Source organism: Candidatus Babeliales bacterium (assembly GCA_041660205.1).
In the GTDB taxonomy this organism is placed as follows: Bacteria; Babelota; Babeliae; order Babelales; family Chromulinivoraceae; genus JACPFN01.
This window is the reverse complement of the sequence record JBAZWT010000004.1, coordinates 60,001-84,932: the sequence shown is the minus strand read 5'-3', so window position 1 is coordinate 84,932 and position 24,932 is coordinate 60,001. Positions and strand designations below refer to the sequence as shown.

27 protein-coding genes, 2 tRNA genes and 2 rRNA genes (1 of these 31 running past the window's edge) are annotated in these 24,932 nt (G+C 37.1%); 7 read left to right on the top strand and 24 right to left on the bottom strand.

What is annotated here, in order from left to right; translation table 11 throughout:
• Nucleotides 1-48: 48 nt before the first annotated feature.
• Entirely contained in the window at nt 49-414 is a 366-nt protein-coding gene (locus WC747_02310; GenBank protein ID MFA5998822.1) for a hypothetical protein, read from the bottom strand.
• Nucleotides 415-585: 171 nt separating this feature from the next.
• On the opposite strand from WC747_02310, the gene WC747_02305 reads away from it, so the two are divergent.
• The 4 genes from WC747_02305 to dnaJ all read left to right on the top strand — a co-directional run bounded on the left by WC747_02305 (nt 586) and on the right by dnaJ (nt 5,185).
• A complete protein-coding gene (locus tag WC747_02305) occupies nt 586-1,458 on the top strand; it encodes an HAD family phosphatase (GenBank protein ID MFA5998821.1) in 873 nt (290 codons plus the stop codon).
• Nucleotides 1,455-2,396 carry a tRNA lysidine(34) synthetase TilS gene (gene tilS, locus WC747_02300; protein ID MFA5998820.1) on the top strand — a complete coding sequence of 314 codons (942 nt, stop codon included), beginning with the start codon at nt 1,455-1,457 and terminating at the stop codon, nt 2,394-2,396. The genes WC747_02305 and tilS overlap by 4 nt, the downstream gene beginning before the upstream one ends.
• Nucleotides 2,397-2,495: 99 nt before the next feature.
• Nucleotides 2,496-3,650 (top strand): TonB C-terminal domain-containing protein, encoded by a 1,155-nt coding sequence (locus tag WC747_02295; GenBank protein ID MFA5998819.1) that lies wholly within the window; start codon nt 2,496-2,498, stop codon nt 3,648-3,650.
• A gap of 392 nt (nt 3,651-4,042) precedes the next feature.
• Nucleotides 4,043-5,185 carry a molecular chaperone DnaJ gene (dnaJ, locus tag WC747_02290; protein MFA5998818.1) on the top strand — a complete coding sequence of 381 codons (1,143 nt, stop codon included), beginning with the start codon at nt 4,043-4,045 and terminating at the stop codon, nt 5,183-5,185.
• Nucleotides 5,186-5,254: 69 nt separating this feature from the next.
• Here the strand turns inward: dnaJ and WC747_02285 are convergent, their stop codons facing one another.
• The 3 genes from WC747_02285 to WC747_02275 all read right to left on the bottom strand — a co-directional run bounded on the left by WC747_02285 (nt 5,255) and on the right by WC747_02275 (nt 7,648).
• On the bottom strand, nt 5,255-5,725 hold the full coding sequence (locus tag WC747_02285) for a hypothetical protein (protein ID MFA5998817.1): 471 nt from the start codon (nt 5,723-5,725) through the stop codon (nt 5,255-5,257).
• A 265-nt stretch (nt 5,726-5,990) separates the two neighbouring features.
• Nucleotides 5,991-6,458 carry a hypothetical protein gene (locus tag WC747_02280; GenBank protein ID MFA5998816.1) on the bottom strand — a complete coding sequence of 156 codons (468 nt, stop codon included), beginning with the start codon at nt 6,456-6,458 and terminating at the stop codon, nt 5,991-5,993.
• 68 nt (nt 6,459-6,526) lie between these two features.
• Nucleotides 6,527-7,648 (bottom strand): DNA double-strand break repair nuclease NurA, encoded by a 1,122-nt coding sequence (locus WC747_02275; GenBank protein MFA5998815.1) that lies wholly within the window; start codon nt 7,646-7,648, stop codon nt 6,527-6,529.
• Between the two features lie 153 nt (nt 7,649-7,801).
• Here WC747_02275 and WC747_02270 point away from each other — a divergent pair, with 153 nt between their 5' ends.
• Complete coding sequence (locus WC747_02270; protein MFA5998814.1) at nt 7,802-8,590, top strand: HAD hydrolase-like protein; 789 nt, start codon at nt 7,802-7,804, stop codon at nt 8,588-8,590.
• Here the strand turns inward: WC747_02270 and WC747_02265 are convergent.
• The 15 genes from WC747_02265 to WC747_02195 form a co-directional block, all read right to left on the bottom strand.
• A complete protein-coding gene (locus WC747_02265) occupies nt 8,587-9,810 on the bottom strand; it encodes a cysteine desulfurase (protein MFA5998813.1) in 1,224 nt (407 codons plus the stop codon). The genes WC747_02270 and WC747_02265 overlap by 4 nt on opposite strands.
• Nucleotides 9,792-10,622 carry a SufD family Fe-S cluster assembly protein gene (locus WC747_02260; protein ID MFA5998812.1) on the bottom strand — a complete coding sequence of 277 codons (831 nt, stop codon included), beginning with the start codon at nt 10,620-10,622 and terminating at the stop codon, nt 9,792-9,794. Before WC747_02260 ends, WC747_02265 begins: the two co-directional genes overlap by 19 nt.
• 8 nt (nt 10,623-10,630) lie before the next feature.
• A complete protein-coding gene (locus tag WC747_02255; GenBank protein MFA5998811.1) occupies nt 10,631-10,972 on the bottom strand; it encodes a hypothetical protein in 342 nt (113 codons plus the stop codon).
• Nucleotides 10,959-11,318: a DUF5674 family protein gene (locus WC747_02250; GenBank protein MFA5998810.1), complete on the bottom strand. Its 360-nt coding sequence runs from the start codon at nt 11,316-11,318 to the stop codon at nt 10,959-10,961. Before WC747_02250 ends, WC747_02255 begins: the two co-directional genes overlap by 14 nt.
• 52 nt (nt 11,319-11,370) lie before the next feature.
• The gene (sufB, locus tag WC747_02245) at nt 11,371-12,696 is read right to left on the bottom strand and encodes a Fe-S cluster assembly protein SufB (GenBank protein MFA5998809.1); all 1,326 of its coding nucleotides are present in this window, start codon (nt 12,694-12,696) and stop codon (nt 11,371-11,373) included.
• Nucleotides 12,677-13,435, bottom strand: a complete 759-nt coding sequence (gene sufC / locus WC747_02240) for a Fe-S cluster assembly ATPase SufC (protein MFA5998808.1) — start codon at nt 13,433-13,435, stop codon at nt 12,677-12,679. The genes sufB and sufC overlap by 20 nt, the downstream gene beginning before the upstream one ends.
• A 253-nt stretch (nt 13,436-13,688) precedes the next feature.
• Nucleotides 13,689-14,219 carry a hypothetical protein gene (locus tag WC747_02235; GenBank protein MFA5998807.1) on the bottom strand — a complete coding sequence of 177 codons (531 nt, stop codon included), beginning with the start codon at nt 14,217-14,219 and terminating at the stop codon, nt 13,689-13,691.
• Between the two features lie 9 nt (nt 14,220-14,228).
• Entirely contained in the window at nt 14,229-14,597 is a 369-nt protein-coding gene (locus WC747_02230) for an FUN14 domain-containing protein (GenBank protein ID MFA5998806.1), read from the bottom strand.
• 313 nt (nt 14,598-14,910) lie between these two features.
• Nucleotides 14,911-15,183, bottom strand: a complete 273-nt coding sequence (locus WC747_02225; protein ID MFA5998805.1) for an HU family DNA-binding protein — start codon at nt 15,181-15,183, stop codon at nt 14,911-14,913.
• Between the two features lie 432 nt (nt 15,184-15,615).
• Nucleotides 15,616-15,701: transfer RNA gene (locus WC747_02220), tRNA-Leu, on the bottom strand.
• A gap of 160 nt (nt 15,702-15,861) precedes the next feature.
• Nucleotides 15,862-15,935, bottom strand: a tRNA-Cys gene (locus WC747_02215).
• 23 nt (nt 15,936-15,958) lie between these two features.
• Nucleotides 15,959-16,456, bottom strand: coding sequence for a rhodanese-like domain-containing protein (locus WC747_02210; GenBank protein ID MFA5998804.1), 498 nt, complete (start codon nt 16,454-16,456; stop codon nt 15,959-15,961).
• Nucleotides 16,457-16,501: 45 nt separating this feature from the next.
• Nucleotides 16,502-17,374, bottom strand: a complete 873-nt coding sequence (lepB, locus tag WC747_02205; GenBank protein ID MFA5998803.1) for a signal peptidase I — start codon at nt 17,372-17,374, stop codon at nt 16,502-16,504.
• Nucleotides 17,375-17,485: 111 nt separating this feature from the next.
• Nucleotides 17,486-18,367 carry a M23 family metallopeptidase gene (locus WC747_02200; GenBank protein ID MFA5998802.1) on the bottom strand — a complete coding sequence of 294 codons (882 nt, stop codon included), beginning with the start codon at nt 18,365-18,367 and terminating at the stop codon, nt 17,486-17,488.
• Nucleotides 18,368-18,372: 5 nt separating this feature from the next.
• Nucleotides 18,373-19,122: a tetratricopeptide repeat protein gene (locus tag WC747_02195; protein ID MFA5998801.1), complete on the bottom strand. Its 750-nt coding sequence runs from the start codon at nt 19,120-19,122 to the stop codon at nt 18,373-18,375.
• Nucleotides 19,123-19,305: 183 nt separating this feature from the next.
• Between WC747_02195 and WC747_02190 the strand changes: the two genes are divergently transcribed.
• Complete coding sequence (locus WC747_02190) at nt 19,306-19,803, top strand: FKBP-type peptidyl-prolyl cis-trans isomerase (protein MFA5998800.1); 498 nt, start codon at nt 19,306-19,308, stop codon at nt 19,801-19,803.
• Nucleotides 19,804-19,887: 84 nt separating this feature from the next.
• On the opposite strand, the gene WC747_02185 is transcribed toward WC747_02190, so the two are convergent.
• The 3 genes from WC747_02185 to WC747_02175 form a co-directional block, all read right to left on the bottom strand.
• The gene (locus tag WC747_02185; protein MFA5998799.1) at nt 19,888-20,931 is read right to left on the bottom strand and encodes a hypothetical protein; all 1,044 of its coding nucleotides are present in this window, start codon (nt 20,929-20,931) and stop codon (nt 19,888-19,890) included.
• A 74-nt stretch (nt 20,932-21,005) separates the two neighbouring features.
• Nucleotides 21,006-21,581, bottom strand: coding sequence for a class IV adenylate cyclase (locus WC747_02180; protein ID MFA5998798.1), 576 nt, complete (start codon nt 21,579-21,581; stop codon nt 21,006-21,008).
• A gap of 13 nt (nt 21,582-21,594) precedes the next feature.
• Nucleotides 21,595-22,005 (bottom strand): hypothetical protein, encoded by a 411-nt coding sequence (locus tag WC747_02175; protein MFA5998797.1) that lies wholly within the window; start codon nt 22,003-22,005, stop codon nt 21,595-21,597.
• A gap of 170 nt (nt 22,006-22,175) precedes the next feature.
• Between WC747_02175 and WC747_02170 the strand changes: the two genes are divergently transcribed.
• Complete coding sequence (locus WC747_02170; protein MFA5998796.1) at nt 22,176-22,883, top strand: hypothetical protein; 708 nt, start codon at nt 22,176-22,178, stop codon at nt 22,881-22,883.
• A gap of 160 nt (nt 22,884-23,043) precedes the next feature.
• Here WC747_02170 and rrf read toward each other — a convergent pair.
• Nucleotides 23,044-23,158: ribosomal RNA gene (gene rrf / locus WC747_02165) — 5S ribosomal RNA — on the bottom strand.
• A gap of 156 nt (nt 23,159-23,314) precedes the next feature.
• A 23S ribosomal RNA gene (locus WC747_02160) occupies nt 23,315-24,932 on the bottom strand; it runs 1,383 nt beyond the window's last position.

Below are 24,932 nucleotides of genomic sequence, written 5' to 3'. Positions count from 1 at the left end.
GATAGGGCGTTTTTAAAGGTGCCCTATCTTTTTTGTAAATTTTAAAAATTAAATCGATTCTTCTTCGTCAGATTTCGATTTTTGTTTTTTGCTACAGTAGGCTTTATAGGCTACATACAAACCACCGCTTATGACGATAGCTGCTATAATTGCTCGATTTGATAAACCTACTAAAAAAGTACGTTGTTTAAAGGTAGCTCCTGTGAATATACCTTTAGGGCTAATCCTAAAACCTGCGGATATAGAATCATTGGTTGCAAATGGGACCCATGGATAACCAACAATAATATCCCCTGTCCCTGTAACATCACGAAAAGAAAAAGTGCTTGCAAACCTACTAAACTCAACAAAATTCATAGAATAACTCATGTTTGAAGCGCCTAAAAGGGCAAAACAAAGTAATAATTTTTTCATACAATTTCCTCGATACATATTAATTTTCATATGCTCTAGAGTATCATCCTACCTATATCCGTCAACAGCACCTTGCGCAAAAGGCGTAAAAAACCCCTACCCAATTGCGTTTCCCCCCACTTTTGATACCCTTAAAACAACTAAGAATCTTAACGAAAATTAGGGGTAAATATGATGAATTTTAAAACTTTGTTTTCTACGAAAAAACGCAGCGTAGCTTGTTGGCTTGTTGCGATTTTAGGCACATTTTTTATCGTTGCTGCAAAAAATCAGCCAACGTCGCTGCAAATTGTACCGGCTCAACATAGCCAGTATAAAGCGGTAATTTTTGACCTTGGAGGTGTGCTTTTTACCACTTCAACAGGTGCTAAAGTTAGTACTATTGCTCCAACGATACTTAAAAATCCGACACTTTTGTATTACATGATCGGACTTAACATTAAGCAAGAATTATTTAACCTGCTTGATAAAGTCCCTGCTAAAACAACTGAATCTATGTACAATGAGGGCAAAAAATTACCCCAAATTATGGTTGATTGGATGACAGGACGACCAAGCAATCAAGTCAGACTAGAGGTGTTAAGACAGATTAGAAAAAGTCGTCATAGCGATTCTGTCAAAAACCTTTTTAGAAGTATTTCACGCCTTATGTTTGATCCAGCAACTTTTGCCAATTCTCAAACGCCTATCAAACCAATGGTCGATTTGGTAAAGAAATTGAAAAAGAATGGATACAAATTATACGTACTTTCAAACTGGGATAATGAATCTTTTACATTACTCAAAAAGCAACATGCAGAGCTTTTCAGTCAGTTTGAGGGGATCATGATCTCTGGTCAAGAAAACATGGGTAAACCAAATCCAGAATTGTACAAACGACTACTTGAAAAATATAACTTAGACTGCTCACAGTGTGCTTTTGTTGATGATGAGACAAACAACACTCAAGCTGCAGAAAAATTAGGCATCAACTCAATTGTTTGCCAAAATACATCTTCTGTCTGCAAAGATATGATCAACTTAGGAATTATGGCTCTTAAATGATTACCCACGAATTAATCAGCAACAACATTCCCCACAATTCAACAATCATTGTAGGCTTTTCAGGAGGTCCAGACTCAGTCTGCCTCCTCCTTTTTTTAAACAGTTTAAAAACAAGCCGTAACCTTACATTAATTGCTGCCCACCTTGACCACCAGTGGCGTCCAGAGTCAGCTCAAGATGAGGCATGGTGCATGCAATTTTGCAAAGAGCTCAATATTACTTTTGTTTCCAAAAAATTATCTGATCTCGATTTTATAGCTAAATTCAACGGTTCAAAAGAAGAAATGGCAAGAAACGCTCGTCGTTATTTTTTTGAGCAATGCGTTCAAACATTTCAAGCAAACCATATCGCCCTTGCGCATCACCAAGACGATCAAATCGAAACCTTTTTTATCAGACTGGCACGAGGTAGTTCTGTGGCAGGACTTGGCAGCATGCGCATGCATGACGGCTTGTACCTTCGACCACTTTTACACATTAAAAAACAAGAAATTTTAGATTATTTAGCTTGCAACAATGTCCAGTTTTTAAACGACTACACAAATAGTGACACCAGCTTTTTGCGTAATCGCATTAGAAAAAATCTCACTCCAATGCTCGATTCTATCGACACACGTCTACACGATAACATTATTTCTTGCATAGACCATATGCAAAACACTGACGATTTCTTAAAACAAGTCACAACGCAAACCTTAGACAGCCTAAAAACTGCTCATGGAATTGACTGCCAACAATTTCTAAATCTTCATGCGGTTTTACAGCACCGAATTTTGCTCAACTTGATCATTGAAAATAAAACTGTTTGCAACCCAAGCACCGCATTATTTCATGAAATTATTCGTTTTTTGCGATCAAGCAAGCATAATCAACATCAAATAAATCCTACTCTTACTATCGTCAAATCTAAAAGTTCTTTTTCTTTTAAACCTCTGTAGATTTATTCTCCTATTTTGCAGTACACTGTAAAACAGAAAAAATGAATGGATCCCCGCCTTCGCGAGGATGAAGCCTTTCTTGCTATAAAAAGGAGCACTTTGAAGGAGCGTAACGAAGAACATAAAAAAGAAACTACTCATCCTATTTTAATATGGATTATAGCTTCAATCCTGTTTCACATGTTACTTACTTTGATAAGTATCGTGCTACACATCGATGATTATCGCACCACAACTACTACAAAAAGACCTGATGATCATTTTTTAATGTCTCAACAAGAAAAAAAATCAGCAACGATGATGCTCGATCAAATCAAAAAGCCAATAGCCCAAAGCACAAAAGTTGAAAAAAGTAGTCCCCTTCCAGAAAAATCGATTGAAAAACCAGTTGAAAAGCCAGTTAAGCCAGAAGAACCTGCTTTAATTCATACGTTAATCCCTGGACGACAAGGTTTAGACTTACAAAACATCACCGATCAACTATCAAACGCAGAAGGGCAAAAACCACAAGAAGTCCCAAAGGCTAAAGAGTCTTCATCACTGGATCCTCGGGTTACACCCAAGGATGACGAGAACAAAGAAAAGAAATTAACTCCTCAGCCAGAACCTAATAAAACTCCTGCCTCAAAACCGCAGCAGGCTGTTGAAAAAAAAGAATTACGTAAAAAATTAAGTAAGGATGCAGCAAATCTGTATGACGGGGCTAAAACAGACATAGAAACTGCCGAAGCACAAGATGCTTCAATTGAGCAAGAACAGGTATCAAAATCATCTGAATCAACATCACTTGATTCAACAGTAATACCATCGCAGCCATCCAGTATCGATCCGTACCAATTTGTTCCAAAACAAACAATGTCTTTAAAAGACCTCCAACTTGGATTTAATAAGTTTTTGAACAATGTAGGAAATACTGAATGTCTCATTCAACACGGCAACACATCTGCAATACCTGATGGACAAAGCCTAAAAAACATCACCTATTTAAATCAATTTGCTAATACTATGAATGGCTCTATCAACACTCATCCTAAAGCTCGAATTATGCAGTATAGAAGAAACAAACAACTCACCTTTGTAACCACTGTCGATCGTAAAGGAAAGCTACTAGATGTACAGATTATTAAAGAAAGTGGCGAACCTACGATTGATACAATTATTATTGAATCTTTGCAATCAGCAGGACTTTTTCCAGCAGTCCCTACCTTCATATTAGACGATCCATACGTGCAACGGTGGACTTTTTTTTATTAATTTTAAAAAACCCTTGTTTTTTGCTTTGTAAGTAAGGTATTCTTCTTATATGGATGAAGCGAAAGCAAGTTAGAAGGTAGTAAAATACAATCGATTTGCAGCTATCATTCTAAAAAAAAGGAAGGTGGTATCATAGGCTAGGCAGCGTAAAAGCTAAGCCAACTTGTTTTACCCCTCTTAATTAAAAAATAAAATTGCCTGCAGGACTTACTGCTGTGGGCAGAGAAATTGCCCATAGAATTCGTTCTGTGGGCAGAAAGTTGCCCGTAGAATTTATTTCTGCGGACAGTCTTATTTTATAGAGATAATTTGGTCCGATATAATTTTTTGGTATACTATAAAAGTGTACTTGATAAAGGTTACTTTAAACTTCATACTCCAAAAAAATCACTATGAGCAAAAAAAATTATTATGACATTTTAGGTGTCAGCAAAACAGCAGATCTTGCTGAAATCAAAAAAGCTTATCGTAAACTCGCAATGAAATATCATCCAGATCGAAACCCTGGCAATAAAGAAGCTGAAGAAATGTTCAAAGAGGCTGCATCAGCCTACGAAATTATTTCAGATGAAAAAAAACGTGCGCAGTACGATCAATTTGGTCACGATGGTTATCAAAACATGCAAAGTGGCGGTGGTCAGCATACAAACATGGATGATATCTTTAAAAACTTTGGTGATATGTTTGGTGGAGCTGATTTTGGAGATATTTTTGGTCAAGGTGCTCCTCGACGTAAAAAAAGCGGACCGACTCCGCAAAGAGGTCATGATTTAGCTCAAGAAGTTACCTTAACTCTTAAAGATGCATATCTTGGTACAAAAAAAGAAATTTCTTACTATCATGCTTTTGCATGCAGTGAATGTAACCATCAAGGTTTTAAAAATAAAACTGATGTTGTAACGTGTGCTCAATGTAAAGGCGCAGGCCAAGTTAGATATCAACAAGGTTTCTTTGCTGTTTCGCAACCGTGTCACGCTTGCCATGGTCAAGGATACAGCATTAAAAATCCTTGCCCAAATTGCAAAGGTCAATCAAGAAAACAAGAATTTGAAAGATTTTCAGTCACTATTCCTCAAGGAATTTTTGATGGGGCTGAACTGCGCATTGCTCAAAAAGGTGATGCTGGAATTTATGGAGGTCCGAGCGGAGATTTATTCTTAAAAATTAAAATCACTCCTGATAAAAAATTCCATCGCATCGACAGTGATTTAATAAGTAATTTAATGTTGACCTATCCTCAATTGGTTCTTGGCTGTCAAATTGAAATTGAAAACATCGATGGCACAAAAATATCAGTTAAAGTTCCAAAAGGTTGCCCTGTCGGCGAAAAGATTATTGTCGCTGGTAAAGGCTTTACCAAATTAAAAGGGTTTGGAACAGGCAATTTGATTATTATTACGCAATGCCACATTCCAAAAAAATTAACTGCCGAGCAAAAAGAATCTCTTGATCTATTTGCCTCGCAACTCGGTACCGATGTCACCGATCATCAAGATGGATTCATCAGTTCAATTTTCAAAAAATTCTTAGGCTGATTTTTTACTATAAAATTCTCAACAAAAAAGGGTCGTGTTTTACACGACCCTTTTTATTAAATTCAGTTCTTATCTTTTTTTAGGAGATGGAGTTGGCTGCTTTGGTGTTCCACCAGTTGTACAATCTTCTGCCGGTTTAATAAGATCCAATTCTGGCAACGAAGTTGTTGATGGCGAAACGCTAAAATTTAAAGCTGGTGTTAATGAAGGTGATGATTCCACGCTGTCAAATTTACCTTCAGTTGAAGTAGGTGAAACTGCAGCAGAAGAAACAGGAACGCGAGGATAAAAATCACGCACAGATGAATTTCTAGATAAAGCAGAATTGCCAAATAAATCATCGACAGATTTATCAAATGAAACATCGCAAAAATCTTTATTTGCTTTAGGAGATGGAGTTGGCTGCTTTGGTGTTCCACCAGTTGTACAATCAGTAGGTGAAATAATTTGAGATGCGACAAAAGTAGTTGCAGTTAAAACTTGAGCTTTTTCTTTACGAATTTGCTCACCGTAACTAGAAACAATGAAAGCTGTGTTCATTAGCCCACAAAAAACTACACTTAACCTAAAACCTCTGTCCATCCAAGCTCCTTTTAATAGTAATGACTTTTATTTTTCAATGATTTATGAGAAATCTATAAACTTATGCAAGTAACTATATAAGTAATTTCAGAATAAAGCAATGTCCCCACACGACGACGCATGAACAACCTTAACATAAGAATTTTCTGAAAAAAAGACTTTACAAAAAAAACACCAAAAATCTTAGTCAAAAAAGAAATATGACTTGAGATCTTCATTGAAATTATTTTGATTCGTGCTGAATATAAAACATCATTCCCCAGCAAAGTGCCTGATCATACGCTTCTGTTTTTGTATTTTCTAATTTATCTCTTTCATCTGACAACAAACCTGGATCAGCTAATAATTTTTTTAATTCTCTAATGCTTTTCACAGCAGCACGTTGTTTATCAAAAAGCTCTTGTAATTCTTGGCTTGCAGAGCCCTGGTTGATAATTTCTTTATTTCGCAAGTATACAAGTTCAGTTTCTTTCTTACCCAAGGTAACAAGATGACGTTGTAAACTGTCTTCTGTCAGACTACCTGAATTTATTATACTTTTTCGATTTAAACAGTCTTTTTGCAACATCCTGAAATGATTTTGCGTATCGTTAAGTTCTGCAGTGAAAGCATAATCTGATCCCGAACTTACTTGAGAACCACAAACATTCAAACTCAAAAAACAAAACGACAAAAATAATAATTTTCTCATGAAATCCCCCCTGGATAAACAAAATTTGTCCTTATAGACTCACTAATTATACTTTATTAAAAAAAGATTTACACAGGAACTTGAGCTTTTTTCATGCTTTTATATGAAGATCGATAAGATCCTTCATGTTTTTGAGTCATTTTTTGAATCATGATATAGAAAAATTCACGATCCATAGCCTTGATCACCGCTTGCTCATGCGCTTCAAACAAACAAACCGGATACCCTTTTCCTTTTTGAGCCTGGTCTAAAGCTATGCTGCAAATAAAATCTACTAGATTTTCATCACACGCTATCCACTGTGGAAATTCAAGTCGCACAATTTCAAAACCTACATGCATGTAACAAAAATATGGTTTCAAATGTTTTGGGTATGCATACGCTATCGCAGCTTTACTTTGAAAAATAATTGAACGCTGTCCAGATTTCAAAAAATAGGAAGCAACGTCCATATCGGTCAAACCATCTAAAACGTTCAAACCATGCATGTTTTTTTCGTCGTACCCAGATAAAACTATTTTCAAAACATTCACTAATTCTTTTGCTCGAGGAAAACTAATATATCCAGCATGAACTATCTTTTTCTCAGACAATTCATGGAGCTGCGCAAAATAACTTTGTAAAAAACTTTGTTTTTCATCACTACGCGAAATATCTACATTTGAAAAAATAAGTGTTCCGTCAAACAGACAAACAAATGGTACAGCGTGCCCGCTTACATATTTTGTTGATTTTTCAACAGCAGCCTTTAATTCGAATTCTTCACGCTGCCCGTTAACAACCTCAGCACTTTGCGATCCAGACTCAAGATCAGAACTCACAACCACCAATGGCTGCGAAGACATTTCAACTGAACTTTTTTCGGTTCCATAACAAAGCAAAACTGATCCAACATTAATTAAGTAACAAGCTGGTCCTTGATGTTTATCGTAATAAATTTGTGATCCATCAACTGCAAGAACTGCGTACGGCAGCGACACTGATTCAATATTTTTGGAAAATCCAATAAGTCCATTCCAGCTAGGAACCAACATAGACCATTTTTTTGATTGTAAATTTTTGCAAAGATCTTGGTCTTGCTTTATCGACTCCCAGACTTTACGCGCAATGTCTTTTTGCTGAGCAAACTTTGTACTCAACTCTTTACTAACTTTATCAAGTTGGGCAACTAATTCTTGATGATTAAGCATGACAAAAAACCTTTAAAAATCTACTTTACGCTGATATACATAGTACGTTTTTTTTGACAGTTTGAAAATGTAAGCTTAATGTTATCTTTGCAATAACTAACAAGTCTGCTTCTTTCATAAAAAAATAAATATTAAAAATAAAAATGGAAACGTATGAAAAAAATAATCCTTACTCTTTTTCTTTCGCTTATTTTAATTTCCGATCTTTTAAAAGCTGATCCTATTACCTCTATTTTTTTTGACGTTGAAGCAATCTTTCAAGCTGATTCACTGCGTGCATCTAATTATGTTGGAAAGTTCGATTCAATACGGTATCTGGCCGAAGTTGGACATATTCCGCGTCAAGAAGATTTATTCAAACAACTCAAACCAATCAAAGCTGTATCGACTCAAGTCACGTACAATAAAAATCTCGAAATGCCTTTAATTTTTTCAGACTGGCTTTCAGCAAAACAATCAGCATCAAAAGTGAGTGATAGCATTGAAAAATATTTTAAAAATAAAAATATTTCTGACATTGAAAAAAAAGTTCTTCTTTCAATCGTCAACATGATGCTTACTTCTAGCAGTCTGACAGACATACAATATGTTTCATCAAAAATAGAAACTCTCATAGGAAAACTGAAAAGAAGTGGTTACAAAATATATCTTGTCGGCAACTGGGCGCATATTTCATCGTTAAAATCTAAATTTAAAGATCTATTCAGATTATTTAGTGGCGTCTATGTCTCTAGTGATCTGCATTTGTTAAAACCTTATAAAGATTATTACGAAAAAGTCTTAGAACTATCAGACACCCAACCTGACCAAGCACTGTGGATTGAAACTGAACAAAAATTTGTTTCTAAAGCTCAACCGTATGGCTATAAATTCATTTTATACAGTCATAGCTATCATGAAGATATCACAAAAAATTTACACAGATTTAGTGTACGAATTTAACCAATTAGTTTTTTTAAACAATCTAAGAAAAACCCAACTTCTTCCTTCGTGTTGTATAAAGAAAAACTGACACGAACTGAAGCATTAATCCCGCACGATTGGTGAAATAGTTGCACGCAATGATGCCCTGCTCGAATGGCTATGCCAAACCGGTCCAGATATGCAGCAATATCATGTGCGTGATGCGTCTTTGAGTAAAATGTAACTAAGTGGCCGTGCCCATTGTCTGATGATACGCTGCTCACAATTACGATATCTTTCAGCGGTTTTAAACCATCAAGTACCATTTGAGTCAGCATTGTTTCATGCTCTGCAAGTTGTACAAAATCAATATTTTCTTGAACAAAGTCAACAGCAGCACCTAGCCCAATAACTTGTGCAATGTTTGGTGTTCCAGCTTCAAAGCTGTGAGGAAACTCTTTAAACGTTGAATTTTTTTCTTCTACTGAAAAAACCATACCACCACCAAACGTGCTGACTACCATTTCTGGTATCATCGATTCTTTTACAAATAAAACTCCGACCCCTGTTGGCCCGAATAATTTATGACCTGAAAATGCTAAGAAGTCACAACCAATTTTTAGAGCGTCTAAGCGCTGATGAGCCACAGACTGACTTGCATCAACTACTACTTTTGCATCTACAGCGTGAGCTAGTTTTGTGATAATTGCTACATCATTGGTGCTGCCCAAAACGTTTGATGTATGAACTATTGCAACCAACTTTGTTTTTACTGAGAGATGTTTTTTAAAAACTTCTAAATCAACAATACCCTGATCAGTTACAGGCATAACGGTAAGCTTTAATCCTTTACGTAAAGCTAACTGCTGCCATGGTACAAAGTTTGAATGATGTTCTACAGCTGATACCAAAATCTCATCACCAGTTTGCAATGCGTGCTCAGCCCATGCGCAGACCACTAAATTTATACCTTCTGTTGCCCCTGAAGTAAAAATAATTTCTTTGCTGCTTGCGCCAATAAATTGAGCTACTTTATCTCGAGCTGATTCATATGCCGCCGTTGCTTTTTCGGCAAAGGTATACACACCTCGGCCTACATTTGATTTATACGTTGTGTAATATTCAACAATATTGTCGACTACTGATTGTGGCATTTGAGCTGTTGATGCACTGTCAAAATAAATAAACGGATACCCGTTAACTTTTTGCTTAAAAATAGGAAATTGTACTCGCAGTGATTTTAAATCATTTTTTGACATAGTCTCTCCATTACTTTTCTATCTTCAAAATTTTCTACGATCTCTTTAAAAAATGATTCTATTAAAAGCTCATAAGATTTTTGTTTGCTCAGCCCTCTGCTTTGCAAATACCACAGCTGCTCGTCATCAAATTTTCCAATCGCGCTTCCATGAGAGCATTGCACATCGTGTTGTAAAACTTCAATAGATGGAATAGAAATAACTTTTGCTTGTTTGCTGAGTAAAATATTTTTATTTTCCTGGGATGCTTCAGTTTTCTTTGCCTGCTCACCAATAAAAATTAAACCTTCGTACACAGCTTGAGCTCTACCCTTGAGCATCCCTTTTATCACCAAATTACTTTTAGTGCGTGGCCCGCTGTGATATTGAAACGTTTTGATAGAAATATTTTGATCACGATCTAAAGCGTATATTCCTTTGATGGATGCTTGTGAACCATCACCCTGCAGGTACACGTAAATCAAAATCGATAGATTTAAAGACTCGATCAACGATACCAAAAATTCAAGCTTGGCGCCTGCGTGCAGCACAAAATGATACTCAATGGTTTGTTGTTGTGATGAATCAGAACTTTTTTTATTACTGAATTCATTACTAGGTCCGGCTGCGCCCGCCATAGCCAACGGCGACGGCTGGGGATGACGAGAAATGAGATATTCATCCTGTACATGAAACGTGCATTGCACACCCTGCTCAAGCACAACAAATATTTTTTGAGAAGCTGAAGAAATAGAATGTTTTACGCGGCAAACATTATTTTGCGCTACATTAATTTTTTGCTCAACATCAAAAGAATTCAACCACTGTGTCATACAATTATCTATTTGCCCTGTTGCAATGCTGCGCCGTAATTAAATCGATAAAAATAATTTTCCCATAATGCGTCGCTAGAACCAATTTCATTATTACCCGTAAAATAATCAACCAACGCTTCACGCATCGTTACAAGCTCTTTCAACGTTCCCGTATTTTTATATTTTGGGTCAGATATGGTTAAGTCCAGTAATTCTAAAGCCCTAGCAAATGCTTGCTGACTCAGCTCAAGGTCATCTTTTTTCTTCCATGATATTGTAAGCGAAACATCACAACCAACGTTAGCAAGTTGCTCCATAAGTGACATTTCAAACCAGCGGCCCGCGGCCATTTGTTTATGCACGATCATTGTAGATCACCAATGTATTTACTAACTCAGCAATTTGTTTTTGTATACCGACATTCTCAACTTTTCGACTTTTATTTCCAGACGATGGACGTACATTGATCATTGAATCAAATTCAATCCAATGTTCCCGTTTTGCCTTAGAAGGATATAAATTAATACCCCACAAATCTTCTTGCTGTGATCCTAATTCAATGATGCAATAAAATTCTTCATCACCATGCATTTCACCATCGATAACCATGATTCTTTTTTCTAAATCAACCACAGCTTTAATCATGCCACCAAACATTTTGGCAGCCATTTCTTTTAATTCATCAACCGTAATAGTTTGATCTACAACCAACATTTTTTCCCTTTTAATTTAAATTAAATTTTTTATTCATTCTCTACCCGTATCTTTATCCAATCGAACCTTCCATCTCAAGCTCAATCAATCGATTGATTTCAACAGCATATTCCATAGGAAGCATACTGACAAAACAATCAATAAAACCATTAACAATCATCGCTTGCGCTTGTTGCGCAGATAAACCTTTACTCATCAAATAAAATAATTGTTCATCGCTAATTCTACTCACCGATGCTTCATGACCAATATCAACATTTTCTGATGCAATATCGACAACAGGATACGTATCACTACGAGAAGTTTCATCAAATAAAAGTGCATCACATTGCACGCGTGATACAATCCCTGAAAGATTTTTTCCAACCTTAAGCAAGCCGCGATAGCTTGACCGACCACCATCTTTACTGATCGATTTTGCAACAATGTTTGAGGTAGTATCGTCAGCCAAATGAATAATTTTTCCACCAGAATCTTGATGCTGATCTTTACCAGCTACTGCAATAGAAACAATTTGTCCTTTGCTTTTTGCACCTTTAAGCACAATGCATGGATATTTCATGGTTACTTTGCTACCAAAATTCCCATCAATCCATTCAACCGTTGAACGTTCATGTGCATGGGCACGTTTGGTCACCAAGTTATACACATTGTTGGACCAATTTTGAATGGTCGTGTACCTCACATGAGCATCAGGAAGCGCTACAATTTCAACGACAGCGCTATGAAGAGAGCTCGAGCGGTAAACTGGCGCGCTGCAACCTTCAACGTAGTGCACAAAGCTTCCTGGTTCAGCAATAATAAGCGTGCGCTCAAACTGTCCCATGCTCTGTGAATTAATTCTAAAGTAGGCCTGCATCGGTTGATCAACATACACCCCAGAAGGAATATACACAAAACTACCACCACTCCACACAGCAGAGTTTAATGCTGCAAATTTATTATCGTGCGGGGGAATGATCGTTGAAAAATATTTTTTAAAAATCTCAGGATACTCACGTAGTGCTGATTCGGTATCGAGAAAAACAACACCCTTTTTTTCCCAACGCTGCTTTAAACGTTTGTAAATAACTTCTGATTCAAATTGAGCACTCACTCCTGCAAGCATTGACCGCTCTGCTTGAGGAACACCTAATCTTTCAAACGTTGATTTAATATCGTCAGGAACACGGTCCCAGTCACGTTCTTTTTCCATGACAGGTTTTACGTAAAAAAAGATGTCATCAGTTGATAAGCCGGAAAGATTCGCTCCCCAACTTGGCATAGGCTTTTGTTCAAAAATTTCTAAAGATTTCAATCGGAAATCGGTCATCCATCCTGGTTCGTTTTTTTGCTCAGAGATTTGTATAACTATTTTTTTATTCAGACCTTTTTGCATACGACCCGTACCCTCTCGCCTCAATATCATCAAGCAACTCACTACTACCGGTACAGGCAAGCTGTCCGTCGATCATGACATGAACTACGTCAGGTTTTATAAATTCTAAAATTCTTCGATAATGCGTCACAATAAGAAAAGAAGCTTGTGGATTATTTTGCTTGTACCATAAAAGTCCATTGGCTATCATTTTTAAACCATCAACATCCACACCGGAATCGATTTCATCAAGAATTGCGAGCTTGGGCTGCAAAAGTAGCATTTGAAGTAGTTCAAAACGTTTTTTTTCACCGCCAGAAAATCCAACGTTAACAAATCGTGTCAAAATGCAGTCAGGTAAACCGACTATTGCAAGCAGCGGTTTTACGCGCTCTAAAAATTCAGGCACTGTCTCGGTGACAACTGGCTCAGTTTTTTTAAGGGCAATAGCAGAAATTTCTTTTAAAAAACTAAGAACAGCAAGACCGCTGATTTCTACCGGATGCTGCAAAGCAAGATACAAACCTTTTTGCGCCTTGATATGAGTTGGTACTGTTACGATATCCTGACCCTCAAAAAGAACCTCTCCTTGGGTAATTTCATACGTTGGATGCCCCATCAAGCTTGACGCTAAAGAACTTTTTCCAGAACCGTTAGGACCGACAAGCACATGTACCGTGCCAGGTTGAATTTCTAAATTGCATTGATTTAAAATTTGAGAGCCATTGATGGCTACAGAAAAATTTTTGATTGATAACATTTTTTGCTTTTACAAAAGGTTTTAAATACTCTTTTTAGTGTACCCTGATCATCAAAAAACATCAAATTACGGCCTCTGCACAAAAAAAGAGCGGCCCTTTTAAAGCCACTCTTCTTTTAAATCAATTTGTAAGGAAATTTTATTGCTGGATCCCCGTTTACTCCTAGGCCAAGGCTACGGCGCACAGGCAAGCCGGCCGTGCCCGCCAAAGCTGCAAGCGAAGGCTGGTGGACGACGATTAATAAATCGTCGCTTATGGCAAATCAATAATATCTGAATCTTCTTGGCCATCTTCAGAGATATCTTCCATTTGTTCATGAGTTTCAGATGTTACGATATCTTCATCGTAATATTCTTCTACAGCATCAATAATATCGCGTTCAATTCCAACATAGACATTAAGAGTATATGCAACGTAATTACCAAACTCAGCAATTGCTTGCTCATCTTCAGGATTACTCATAACAACAGTCATCATATCGTCATCAGTATCTACAGGTATCATTCCTTTTTTGAGCAAAAAATCTTTTGGGAAAAGCAACAATAACTGATGATTAAAAAAATAACCGCGTACATCAAAAGGAGGTAGTCCAAAAACTCCCTGCAAAGCTTTAAGTAAAGTTTCACGATCAAGAGTTGCCTCATCAAGCAACATATCATCAATTCTTGCTGTGCTGCGGCCTTTAAATTCGTTAACAAGTGACTCAGCTTCAGCTTCTTGCATTGCACCTTGTTTAACTAATTGGTCTGCTAAACGAGAAACGAATATTTGTTTTTTTTCCATAATTTTATTTCAACCTAATTTAAAACCTAATAATATTCCCAGTAAAATAATTCCTAACTCAATTGCATATTCTTTCATTTTTATCATTACTGAATCAAAATCTTGAATGTTATACAGCACTAAAAATGCTTTAACTTTTTCTTGGTGTATCGTAATAAATTCAAAATAATCAAGTATTAAAAGAACTAAAATCGACGCTACCACAATAGTTACGATCCATTTACCATAGCGCTTTATGATAACCCCCAGTAAAAATCCTGCACCAAAACATGAAACATAGGTAATAATGTCACGAGATGAAATATTAATTCTCGTCCAAAAATCCTCAAAGTAACTTTTTACTATTTGATAAAAACCTTCAGGTTTAGAGACTTCCACTTTATTATTCCTTTCTTTGGACAACTTTTAATATTATCACTCTTTAAAACGTTGAGTATAAAAACATTTATTATCATAATTCAAGAAAAATTGCACTAAGCTACCTTACTATGTAGTTCTCTTACTATGTATTCACTTTGTTCATTTACTTCGTAAGATCATTTACTTTCTACTACGCCTATGGCTTCGAAGAACTTCGTCGTAACGTTCTACTCGCTACTTATCCGCTACGTTAAAAAGCTGAGGCTTTCTAGCGTAGTAGAACAAAAAAAAGAGAGGCTCTAATTTCTTAGAGCCTCTCTTTTTAGTTAGTTTATCCAACTAAGCTTTTTAAAGCTTTGCCTGGTCTAAATTTCGGAACATTTTTCGCAGGAATTTGCATTTTTTTACCAGTTGCTGGGTTTACACCAACACGGCTTTTACGTTTCATAGTTACAAACGTACCAAAGCCAGTTAGTGAAACTGTTTTGCTTTGTTTTAATGCTGTGCCAACAGAAACCACAAACGCTTCAAGTGCGCTTTTGCAAGCTGCTCTAGGAAGTTTGCTTACTTTTGCCATGCTTTCAATCAATTCTGCTTTATTCATTACAATATCCTTAATTTTTTATCCAGCCAAGGAAAAAACTCGTACAAGGGCTAATCTAATATTCCAAAATCATTTGTCAAGATTTCTTTGGAAAGGAATAAAAAAGTTAAAAAAAGGAGCCCGCGACCAATTAAGGTGCGGGCTCTACGAAATAACGAGTTGTTACAAACACGAAGGATGCATACAAACATCGTTTTTCAATTTTATTTCAGAATTATTGGGATCAAAGATAGTCACTCAATTGAAATGACTTTTTATTTTTATCGCCCAGCCTATGTGTCAAGCTATCCAGGCTTCGCGCGAGGCTACGCCGGACACGATCGCTTGCTTACTATGGCGGGCAGCTTTCGCATTGCATTTCAAAGCTTATCTCTTCGATTATTGCTTTTTGCATTCAGCTATGGCCATGCCAGCTGAAGCTTTAGCGAAAGCTGGTGCCGAGAGCCGGACTCGAACCGGCACAGGATTACTCCCGAAGGATTTTAAGTCCTTTGCGTCTACCATTTCGCCACCTCGGCACACAAATTTAATGTATATTTCAAATCTTTATTTTTTCAATTAAGTCCGGCTACGTTTACAACTTCGCCGAGGCAGTCTTCTATCCAATACTTCAAAGTTAATGTTTTTTATAACCTTCTGTACTGGCGGCGCCTAGGCGTAGCTCGTAAGAGCGAAGACTGGAGGCGACACCCGGAATCGAACCGGGGGTGAAGGTTTTGCAGACCCGTGCCTTACCACTTGGCTATGTCGCCCTATGAACTTTATTTCAAACAAACTAAAACATTTTTGCTAAAGCCATTTCAGATTTTAATTCATCAAGAGATATATTTATAGCTCCCGGATGACCATCTTCGCTGAGTGGCTCATTTTCTTCTTTCAGATATTCCATCTGCGCTTTTCCTGTGCAAGGTAACCCTTTTTGGTACCAATCTGCAATTCCACCATGGAAGAATCTAACATTTTCAAAGCCAGCTTCTTTCATCATGCTTGCTGCAAATGGCGCTGCGCTACATGCATAGTTTGAACAATAAAGAACATAACGATCTTTTTTATTTAAACTTTTCATCTGATCTTCAAGACTTTCAAATGGAATGTTGATAGAGCCTGTCATGTGACAGTCCTCATGGTTAGCTGCATCAAGCACGTTAATAACAACTAATTTTGAGTCCTCTGTTTTAGAACTCCAGCACCCTGAAAGAAAGAATGTTGCAAAAATTATCAAAGAAAAAAAGAATTTTGAATTCTTTACATTTACTATAGCATACTTTTTCATATTGATACAACCTCTAAATCGTTACTTTTTATAAATTATCGTCAATTAATGCATAACTTGGAAAAATCTTGACCAACGAACACGTTTCCAGAAGTTAACTGGATGCTTGATCAAATCAACAATCCACCATGATTCATTGCTATCGATAGACCAAATTCTGAAAATAATTCTTCCATGAAATAATGCTTTTTTAGTATCCCAAGGTCCCCAATCACGGCAATCTGAACTTCCTTGGCGATTATCGCCCATCATCCAATATTCAGTTTTACCAAGATACACATCGTAAATATCTATATCTCTTCCATGCCCAGCAGGAGTCCCTGGGTATAAAATACTATGCTCACGCGCATACATTTTTCCACGAGCAATTTCTACAGGAGTAAAGTCATAAAATGGTTGGTCCTGTAGCGATTTAGAAGGATCATACGATCTATACGTAAATTCATTTTCTTTTATCGGCACATAAATAATTGGATATTTATTTAAATAAGGCTCATCTAATTTTTCACCATTCAAATAAACTACAGGCTTGCCATCTTCGATTTTGCCTTGGATATGATCGCCCGGCACAGCAATAACGCGTTTGGTATAATTTACCACATCCCAAGATACGTATTGTTGATACAAATTCACTAATTTATTTGAAGAATATGGATATGTTGGCACGTTAAATGAAACAATTTCTCCACGCTTTGGAGCAGAGAAAAATGGAGTAACTTTATCAGCAAGAAACCGTTCTCCAACAAGCATAGTTGTTTCCATAGAGCAGGTTGGCACTTGGTACAAACCAAACACAAACGTTTTGATGAGAAAAACGACAGGAATAATGACGATAAGTGATTCAACAAGGTCTGCTATGTAAGATTTATTTGGCCTTTTGTACCAACGAATAATTCGATGAATAATACTATCTTTCATACGTCTTCCTTATATCTTTAAAGATTTTTCAATTTTCAATTATTCTACTGCATTAAATAAAATTGTCATAACAAAATGACGAGGACCCATTCAATTTATGTAGCATGCCTACTAAAATAAAAAGATTAATGGATTAACGCGACGGCCTTCTTGAATAATTTCAAAATGAAGATGAGAAGCATCTCGTCCTGACTTTCTGACCAGTCCTGTATCGCCAACAGTTCCAATACGTTCACCTTCTTGAACAATTTGTCCAGGACGCGCGCAAATGCGGTGCAGATGAGCATAGCGTGTTTTGTAGCGATTATTGTGTTCAATCATGACACAATTTCCATATCCTGAGGCTGCTTGAGCAAAAATAACTTTACCTCCGGCCGCAGCTTTTACAGGAGTGCCTCGCATTGCTGCCATATCAATTCCTTGATGAAATTCAATATGACCATTTGGTCTTTTACGTGGACCAAAAAGAGAGCTCAACCAAAAGCTTGATAATTCTACTGGCCAACGGAATACAAAGTCACGTTGCGGAGCATATCTAGTTGGTTTTTTCAGCGATTTATAAAAAGCTTTTTTTGGTACTTTTTTATGTTTTACAACCGGAACAGCACGAAGTTTTTTTATGTTTGATTTGATCGCATTTAAAAGATCTTCTTCTTCCTTGCTAATTATTTGAAATTCAGAAGGCGCCTCTTCGGTCTCAGCGTCAACGGTAAAATCTATGGTTACAAACGGTTGCTTGCCAAGTTTGTCATTTGTTATTTTTTTTTTTTCGCCTTCGCTATCTTGCTCTTCTTCTTCATCTTGAACCATTGAAGCATTTAAACTACGTTTCAACATTTCAACGTGTTGATAATACGCTTCTTTAACTTGAGATAGCTCTTGAGCTTCTTGCTTAAAGTATCGATATTGGGAAAATAACAAACCAGCAATTACGATAGTAACAGCTAGCACTGCAAAATAGGTTACAACAACAATTGTTTTTTGATTTTTCATATTTTTTACACTATTTCAATAAAATCTGGGACAATCCATCCACGCTCTGTTTTACCAAGTTCTGTTTTATACACTACGTTATCCATGCCTTGCTCTCTACCAATCACACATAACTGACTGCCAATGGGCAATTGATATTTGCTGTGAAAAGTTTTTTCTGGACCAGCATGCACCATAACTTTTTCTTTAACAACTATAGCTCTTCCTTTTTTAAAGATTCTTGTTTGTCCGTACCATATTGCACAACAAATCAAAATGCCAAACAATACAAACCCTGTTTCTTTATGTTTGCGCGACACAAAACTTGAAATGTACCAATACCGAGAAGAGACAATAAACAAATAACACAATAAAACAAACAATATAATTTGCCATGCAAGAATTGGTGTTATCATTATTATTCTTTTAATTTCATATTTCCACCAAGGATCGAGTGGTAAACGTAAAGCTTTCAAGGCTAAAATCTCTGATGAAAAAATCTGTCCCAGTTGCTTCCAGCTTGCACCAAATTGAGCTCGCTTCCAACAGACCAGAGCGTTAGCGTATTTTTTTTCATTAAAAAAGCAATTGCCGATGTTTTGCCAAACTGCAGGGTTTTTGTCTTCTATTTTTTCATAATTTTCACGTGCCAATGTAAATTGACCATGCATAAAATGATTGTTTGCTTGGGAAAATAATGATTGATTATCTTTTTGAGCAAAGACTGCGTAGTAAAGACAAAAAATAGTAGCACTGAGTAAGATTATTTTTTTCATATTTCACATTACTTTTGATTAAAGCTGTTCGTGCCGATATAACGATACATCAAGGCTACAAGGTAGCAAAAGTTTAGTTCAATGTCGATCAAACAAATCTTAAAAAATTGACAACCATCAAGTTTATAGTTACCTTTCTTTTCAAAAACAAACCCATACCCATTAAAACAAGGAGATCTTTTCATGAATGCAAAAAAACATTTTTTACTACTCAGTGCAATTTGCTCACTCGGGCTCACATCGTGCACCAAAGACAATACTAAAACAACTAAAAACAAAGGTTTATCTATGAACATCAAACAAGGCGACACTCTCGATTTAAGCACATTTACCAAGTCAGACACTGGCATTCACCACAAAATTACAAAAGTTGGCGAAGGCAAAAAACCATTCTCTGGTGAAACAGTAAAAGTTCACTACACAGGCTGGTTACTTGATGGCGAAAACAAAGTTGGTACAAAGTTTGATAGCAGCGTTGATCGTGGCCAACATTTCGAATTTCCACTCGGTATGGGCTACGTGATTAAAGGATGGGACATCAGCGTATCTAAAATGAACATTGGCGAAAAACGCATTGTCATTTTACCACCACATCTTGGATATGGTGCACGTGGCGCAGGAGCTTCAATTCCTGGCAACGCAACACTGATTTTTGAAATTGAACTTTTCGGTTCAAAATAAAGCGGACACGGCAAATTGAGCATTTAAAAACCTGCGATTTAAAAGTCGCAGGTTTTTTATTTTTGAGTAGAAAATTTTTAATTTTTATCCCTGAGATTGATTAACTTTTTTATGATGTTTTTTCTTCTGTTTCTTAGAAATTTTTTCAGGTTTTCGTATGCCTCGAACCACTTTTGGCAGGTTGAAAACATTGTAGAATCTAAAACATGGATCATCAATTGCACATGGGATGACTGAGCAACAAGACCCATGAACCAAGTCACTTAGCACCTCGCGATGCGAGTAAGGTTGACGTAGGAGCGACGAATCGGCTGTCTTCAGCGCGTAAGGAAGATGCAACATAAAAGATCTCATTAAATCGATATGGCCTAGCCCTCGATTGTTAATCTTAACTTCGATTTGGCAACAATTAGTTTTTTGATTGTTAAAAAATCGCTCGGGAAAATGTCGCTTATTTTCGAACTTATAAAAATCAACCACCTGCAGTAAATCGCGCGTTGATGAGATTACATACGACTGACTAATGCATTCATGTTCGATCAATTTTTCAGTAACTTTCTGAACGGGGCAAGCAACGATAATAAGCTCTAGATAGACACTTTCGCAAGGAAAGAACGGCAAACTCTTCACCATGTTAAGAGCCACATTTCCACCATGAGAAAAGGTCATTATTCTGATTTGTGGGCAAACGCCATATTTATTTTTATAATCTTTCAACAACGCGAGTAGGTCACCGAAAAGCTGTTTTCCAGCAATTTCTCTGGCCTTAAAACTTAACTGTCCTGACCAGCCAAAGGTATAAAAATGCTCAATATCAAATCGCTCAGGATCTTTCTGCTGGAGCAAAGCAGCATCTTTTCTAAGTAGTGCGCATTCGGGCAATTGATCGATATGATGAACTCCTTGACGCCCAAAACTTACTTCTTTGCAAAATTTACTTAGAAATTTTAAGCCCAATTTCGTAGTGGTTCCGTGCACATAAATCGTGACACGTGGTTGAGTTTGAACAGTTGCTTTTTGCGCGCTGCAAGCCTCTACACGTGCGATCTGACCACATATAGTTTGACCACTTACGAAGTGACCAATAAAAAAAAGAAAGAAAAAAAACTGATTTTTTTTAAAAAACATATTAAAACCCTATGAAAGATGGCCCTTTTTACACTAAACAGTATGCCAAAAAATACACATTTTTAAAAAGGCCCCTAGGTCTTTTTAACCCAATTTTGAGTAGTTTTAAAGGTTAATTCTTGCAAGTTTTGAAACTCTTCAGGCGACATTTCATACGCTTTTTCGTACAAAAGACGGTTTGGTCCGTACATCGCATGCTCTATTTTTAACCCCAACAACTCAGCTACTTTTTCAACCGACTGCTTGCTTGGACCTTCAATTTCTACAAACGGATCGATCCCAGGCCATAGATCAAACATAAGCAAACAATCATTTAACTTCCAAATTTCTCGGTAATTTTCGACATATAAAGATTTTTCATACCCTAAAACTTGAAGCATTTGCACTGCTGTATCAAAATCTGAAACCTTAATTTCAAGCTCTCTGACAGCATCAATACCTTTAGTTGGATCAAAAGATTTTATGGTTAAAGTTACGTACTCACCTTCATCACGGACACGAATCCATTGATTTTTTTTACCTGAAATCCCAAAAACAAATCGCCGCATTAAACCGTTACTGCGAACAGATAGTCCACCACAATCTTGAACTTTTTGTTTTAGTTTTTCTTCGTCGATAAAAAATTTTGCTTCAAATTCTATATGACCCATTAATTTCCCGAACTCAGCGACCATCTAAATAATTTTCAATTACACTAACTAATCGGTCAAATCCATCTACAATGGACGTTCGCATATGAACATCCAACACTTCTTCTACCTGCTGCCCACAATCATATATAGTATTATGAATTTCGTGTTTAGTTCGAATGATATAAAGCATAGAAGGCAAAACATCTATTTTTATATTTTCATCCAAGGCGCTTAATGAAAATACTTTAGGATCTTTTCTATCTGCCCGAAACTCGGTATGAGAATACTTGTGAACCTTGAATCCATAATATCTAACCAAATCAGCAACCCCAGCCATGTCTACAATCTTTTTATATGGAATGGGCACAGATTTTTGAAGCATAGTGCGGACTTCAGAGCCACCAAAAACACATACCGCCAAGACCAAAACTTTAATTTTCATATTATTATTTCTTTCGTTGTAGTTAATCAATAAGAAAATAGATTACAGAAGGTCATCAATATTGAATAGGTTTATTTTCAAAAACCCTTGTCTTACGCATTAAATCTCTGTCAAACTGAAAGTGTATGATTAGCTATAAGTATAAAATTGTTTCAAAGAGGAGATTTTCTATGAAAGTATCAATAAAACTCATGGTCACGCTACTAATTATTTCAACACCCTATTGCATGCAATCAGCTTTTAACTCGCTGAGTCAAGCAAATTACCAAGGTCAAATTTATGAAGCTTTACCAAAAACAGTTCAAAAATCAGGTAAATTTGTAAAATTTTACGTACCTAAAAGCGCTCAGCCTAGCACTGTTCAAATATCTTATTTTTATCCAATAGCAGGAACAAAGCAAACGCATGGTGGCATGATGCAAATAGTTCAAATTGCTCCAAATCAGACAGTTAAAACTGTTTATATCTTACCTCCTGCAAACCCTAAAAATGCATCAATCATGATAAACGCCATGCCAAAAAGCACTTGGGATTTGCAAATGCAAACCGGACGAGCTGAAGCAATCAAAAATCCAACAACAGCCCAAAAGGCTTCACTTAACAAATTAGTAAAACAAAATATAGCTAGCCCTGTATATCGATTACCCCTTAAATATGGAAAAATTAAACAAGCTATCACATTAAAAATCCCAACTAAAAAACAAACTACTCCAATAACAAACAAGCAATTAGTAACATTAACAACAACAAAAACTATTAAGAAAACACCAAAAGCCCCACAAAAACAAGTACAAAAATCTAATACTTTGTGGTCAGATATTAAAAAAGATATTAGCGAAAGTGAAAAAGAAGTAGAAAATTTAGTAGAAAAAATTTAAATGTTAACAACTAAACCAAAAAATTGAGCTAAAAACTACTCAATCAACATGAAAGATTAGTTTTTTACCCAGCTTAATTCTTCAAGCTGCTCAAATTAAGCAGAAAAATTGTTTAAATTAAGCAAAAAAATTCCCCGGGGTTTATTCCGGGGAATTTTAAAACTGGCGCTACCTACTTTCCCGGGCCGTTACCAGCCAAGTATCATCAGCGCTTTGGACTTTACTTCCGTATTCGAGATGGGAACGGGTGTTTCCCCAAAGCTATACGCACCAGAAATTTTTCAAATATTTTTTCTTGTAATCCATTTATGAAAACACACGAATGTGTTTCCAATAAAATGTTTGTAATTTACTGTTAAATACCGTTTCATAACACGAAGCTACGAAACACATACCCTGCAATTATTTCACTACGTTTTAAAATTAAAACAGTGATTAAAACATTCGACTTATTAGTACTGGTTAGCTTAATACATTACTGTACTTACACATCCAGCCTATCAACCTCGTAGTCTACAAGGAGTCTTAATGTGAACCTTTCAGTTCACGGGGTATCTAATCTTGAGACGAGTTTCCCACTTAGATGCTTTCAGCGGTTATCTCTTATAAACTTGGCTACCCAGCGTTGCTCTTGGGGAACAACTGGAACACCAGAGGTTTACCCATCCCGGTCCTCTCGTACTAAGGACAGCCTCTCTCAAATACCCTGCGCCTACGGCGGATAAGGACCGACCTGTCTTACGACGGTCTGAACCCAGATCACGTACCGCTTTAATTGGCGAACAGCCAAACCCTTGGGACCTTCTTCAGCCCCAGGATGCGATGATCCGACATCGAGGTGCCAAACCTCCTCGTCGATGTGAACTCTTAGAGGAGATCAGCCTGTTATCCCCGGCGTACCTTTTATCCATTTAGCAATGGCCTTTCCATACAGAACCACTGGATCACTAAATCCTGCTTTCGCACCTGCTCGACCTGTATGTCTTGCAGTCAAGCTCCCTTCTGCTTTTACACTCTACAAGCGATTTCTATTCGCTATGAGGGAACCTTTGAATGCCTCCGTTACTCTTTGGGAGGCGACCACCCCAGTCAAACTACCCACCAGACAATGTCCTCTGTCCGGATTACGGACAATCAGAGTTAGATTTCTAAACAAATAAGGGCGGTATTTCAAGGACAACTCCGCTAAAACTTGCGTCTTAGCATCATAGTTTCCCGCCTATCCTACACAGACTTATCCAAAAATCAATGTCAAGCTATAGTAAAGGTGCACGGGGTCTTTCCGTCCAGCCGCAGGTAATCGGCATTTTCACCGATACTACAAATTCACTGAGTCTATCATCAAGACAGCGCCCAAGTCGTTACGCCATTCATGCGCGTCGGAACTTACCCGACAAGGTATTTCGCTACCTTAGGACCGTTATAGTTACGGCCGCCGTTTACTGGGGCTTCAATTCAGAGCTTCTCCTTGCGGATAACCCCTCCTATTAACCTTCCAGCACTGGGCAGGCGTCAGACTCTATACTTCCTCTTTCGAGTTTGCAGAGCCCTGTGTTTTTGTTAAACAGTCGCTTGGGCCTCTTTGTTGAAACCTACAGACGCTTGCACGTCGTAGGCACTCCTTATCCCGAAGTTACGGAGCTATTTTGCCGAGTTCCTTAATGATAGTTATCTCAACGCCTTAGTATTCTCTACTCGTCTACCTGTGTCAGTTTACGGTACGGTCGCTCAAAAACTCGCTAGAGGTTTTTCTAGTCAGCGTGGAATCAACTGAACACACTTCTCCACTAGGGATCAGAATGCCCATAACACTTCAGTTTATAACGGCTCTACGGATTTACCATTAGAACCTACCTTTGTGCTTAGCTTGACGAACCATATGTCAAGTCAGCCTATCCTCCTGCGTCACCCCATCACTCAAACGCTTTTAAGCGGTACAGGAATATTCAACCTGTTTTCCATCGTCTACTCCAATTGGCCTCGACTTAGGGACCGACTAACCCTGAGTGGATAATCCGCTCTCTCGGAAACCTTAGACTTTCGGCGAAC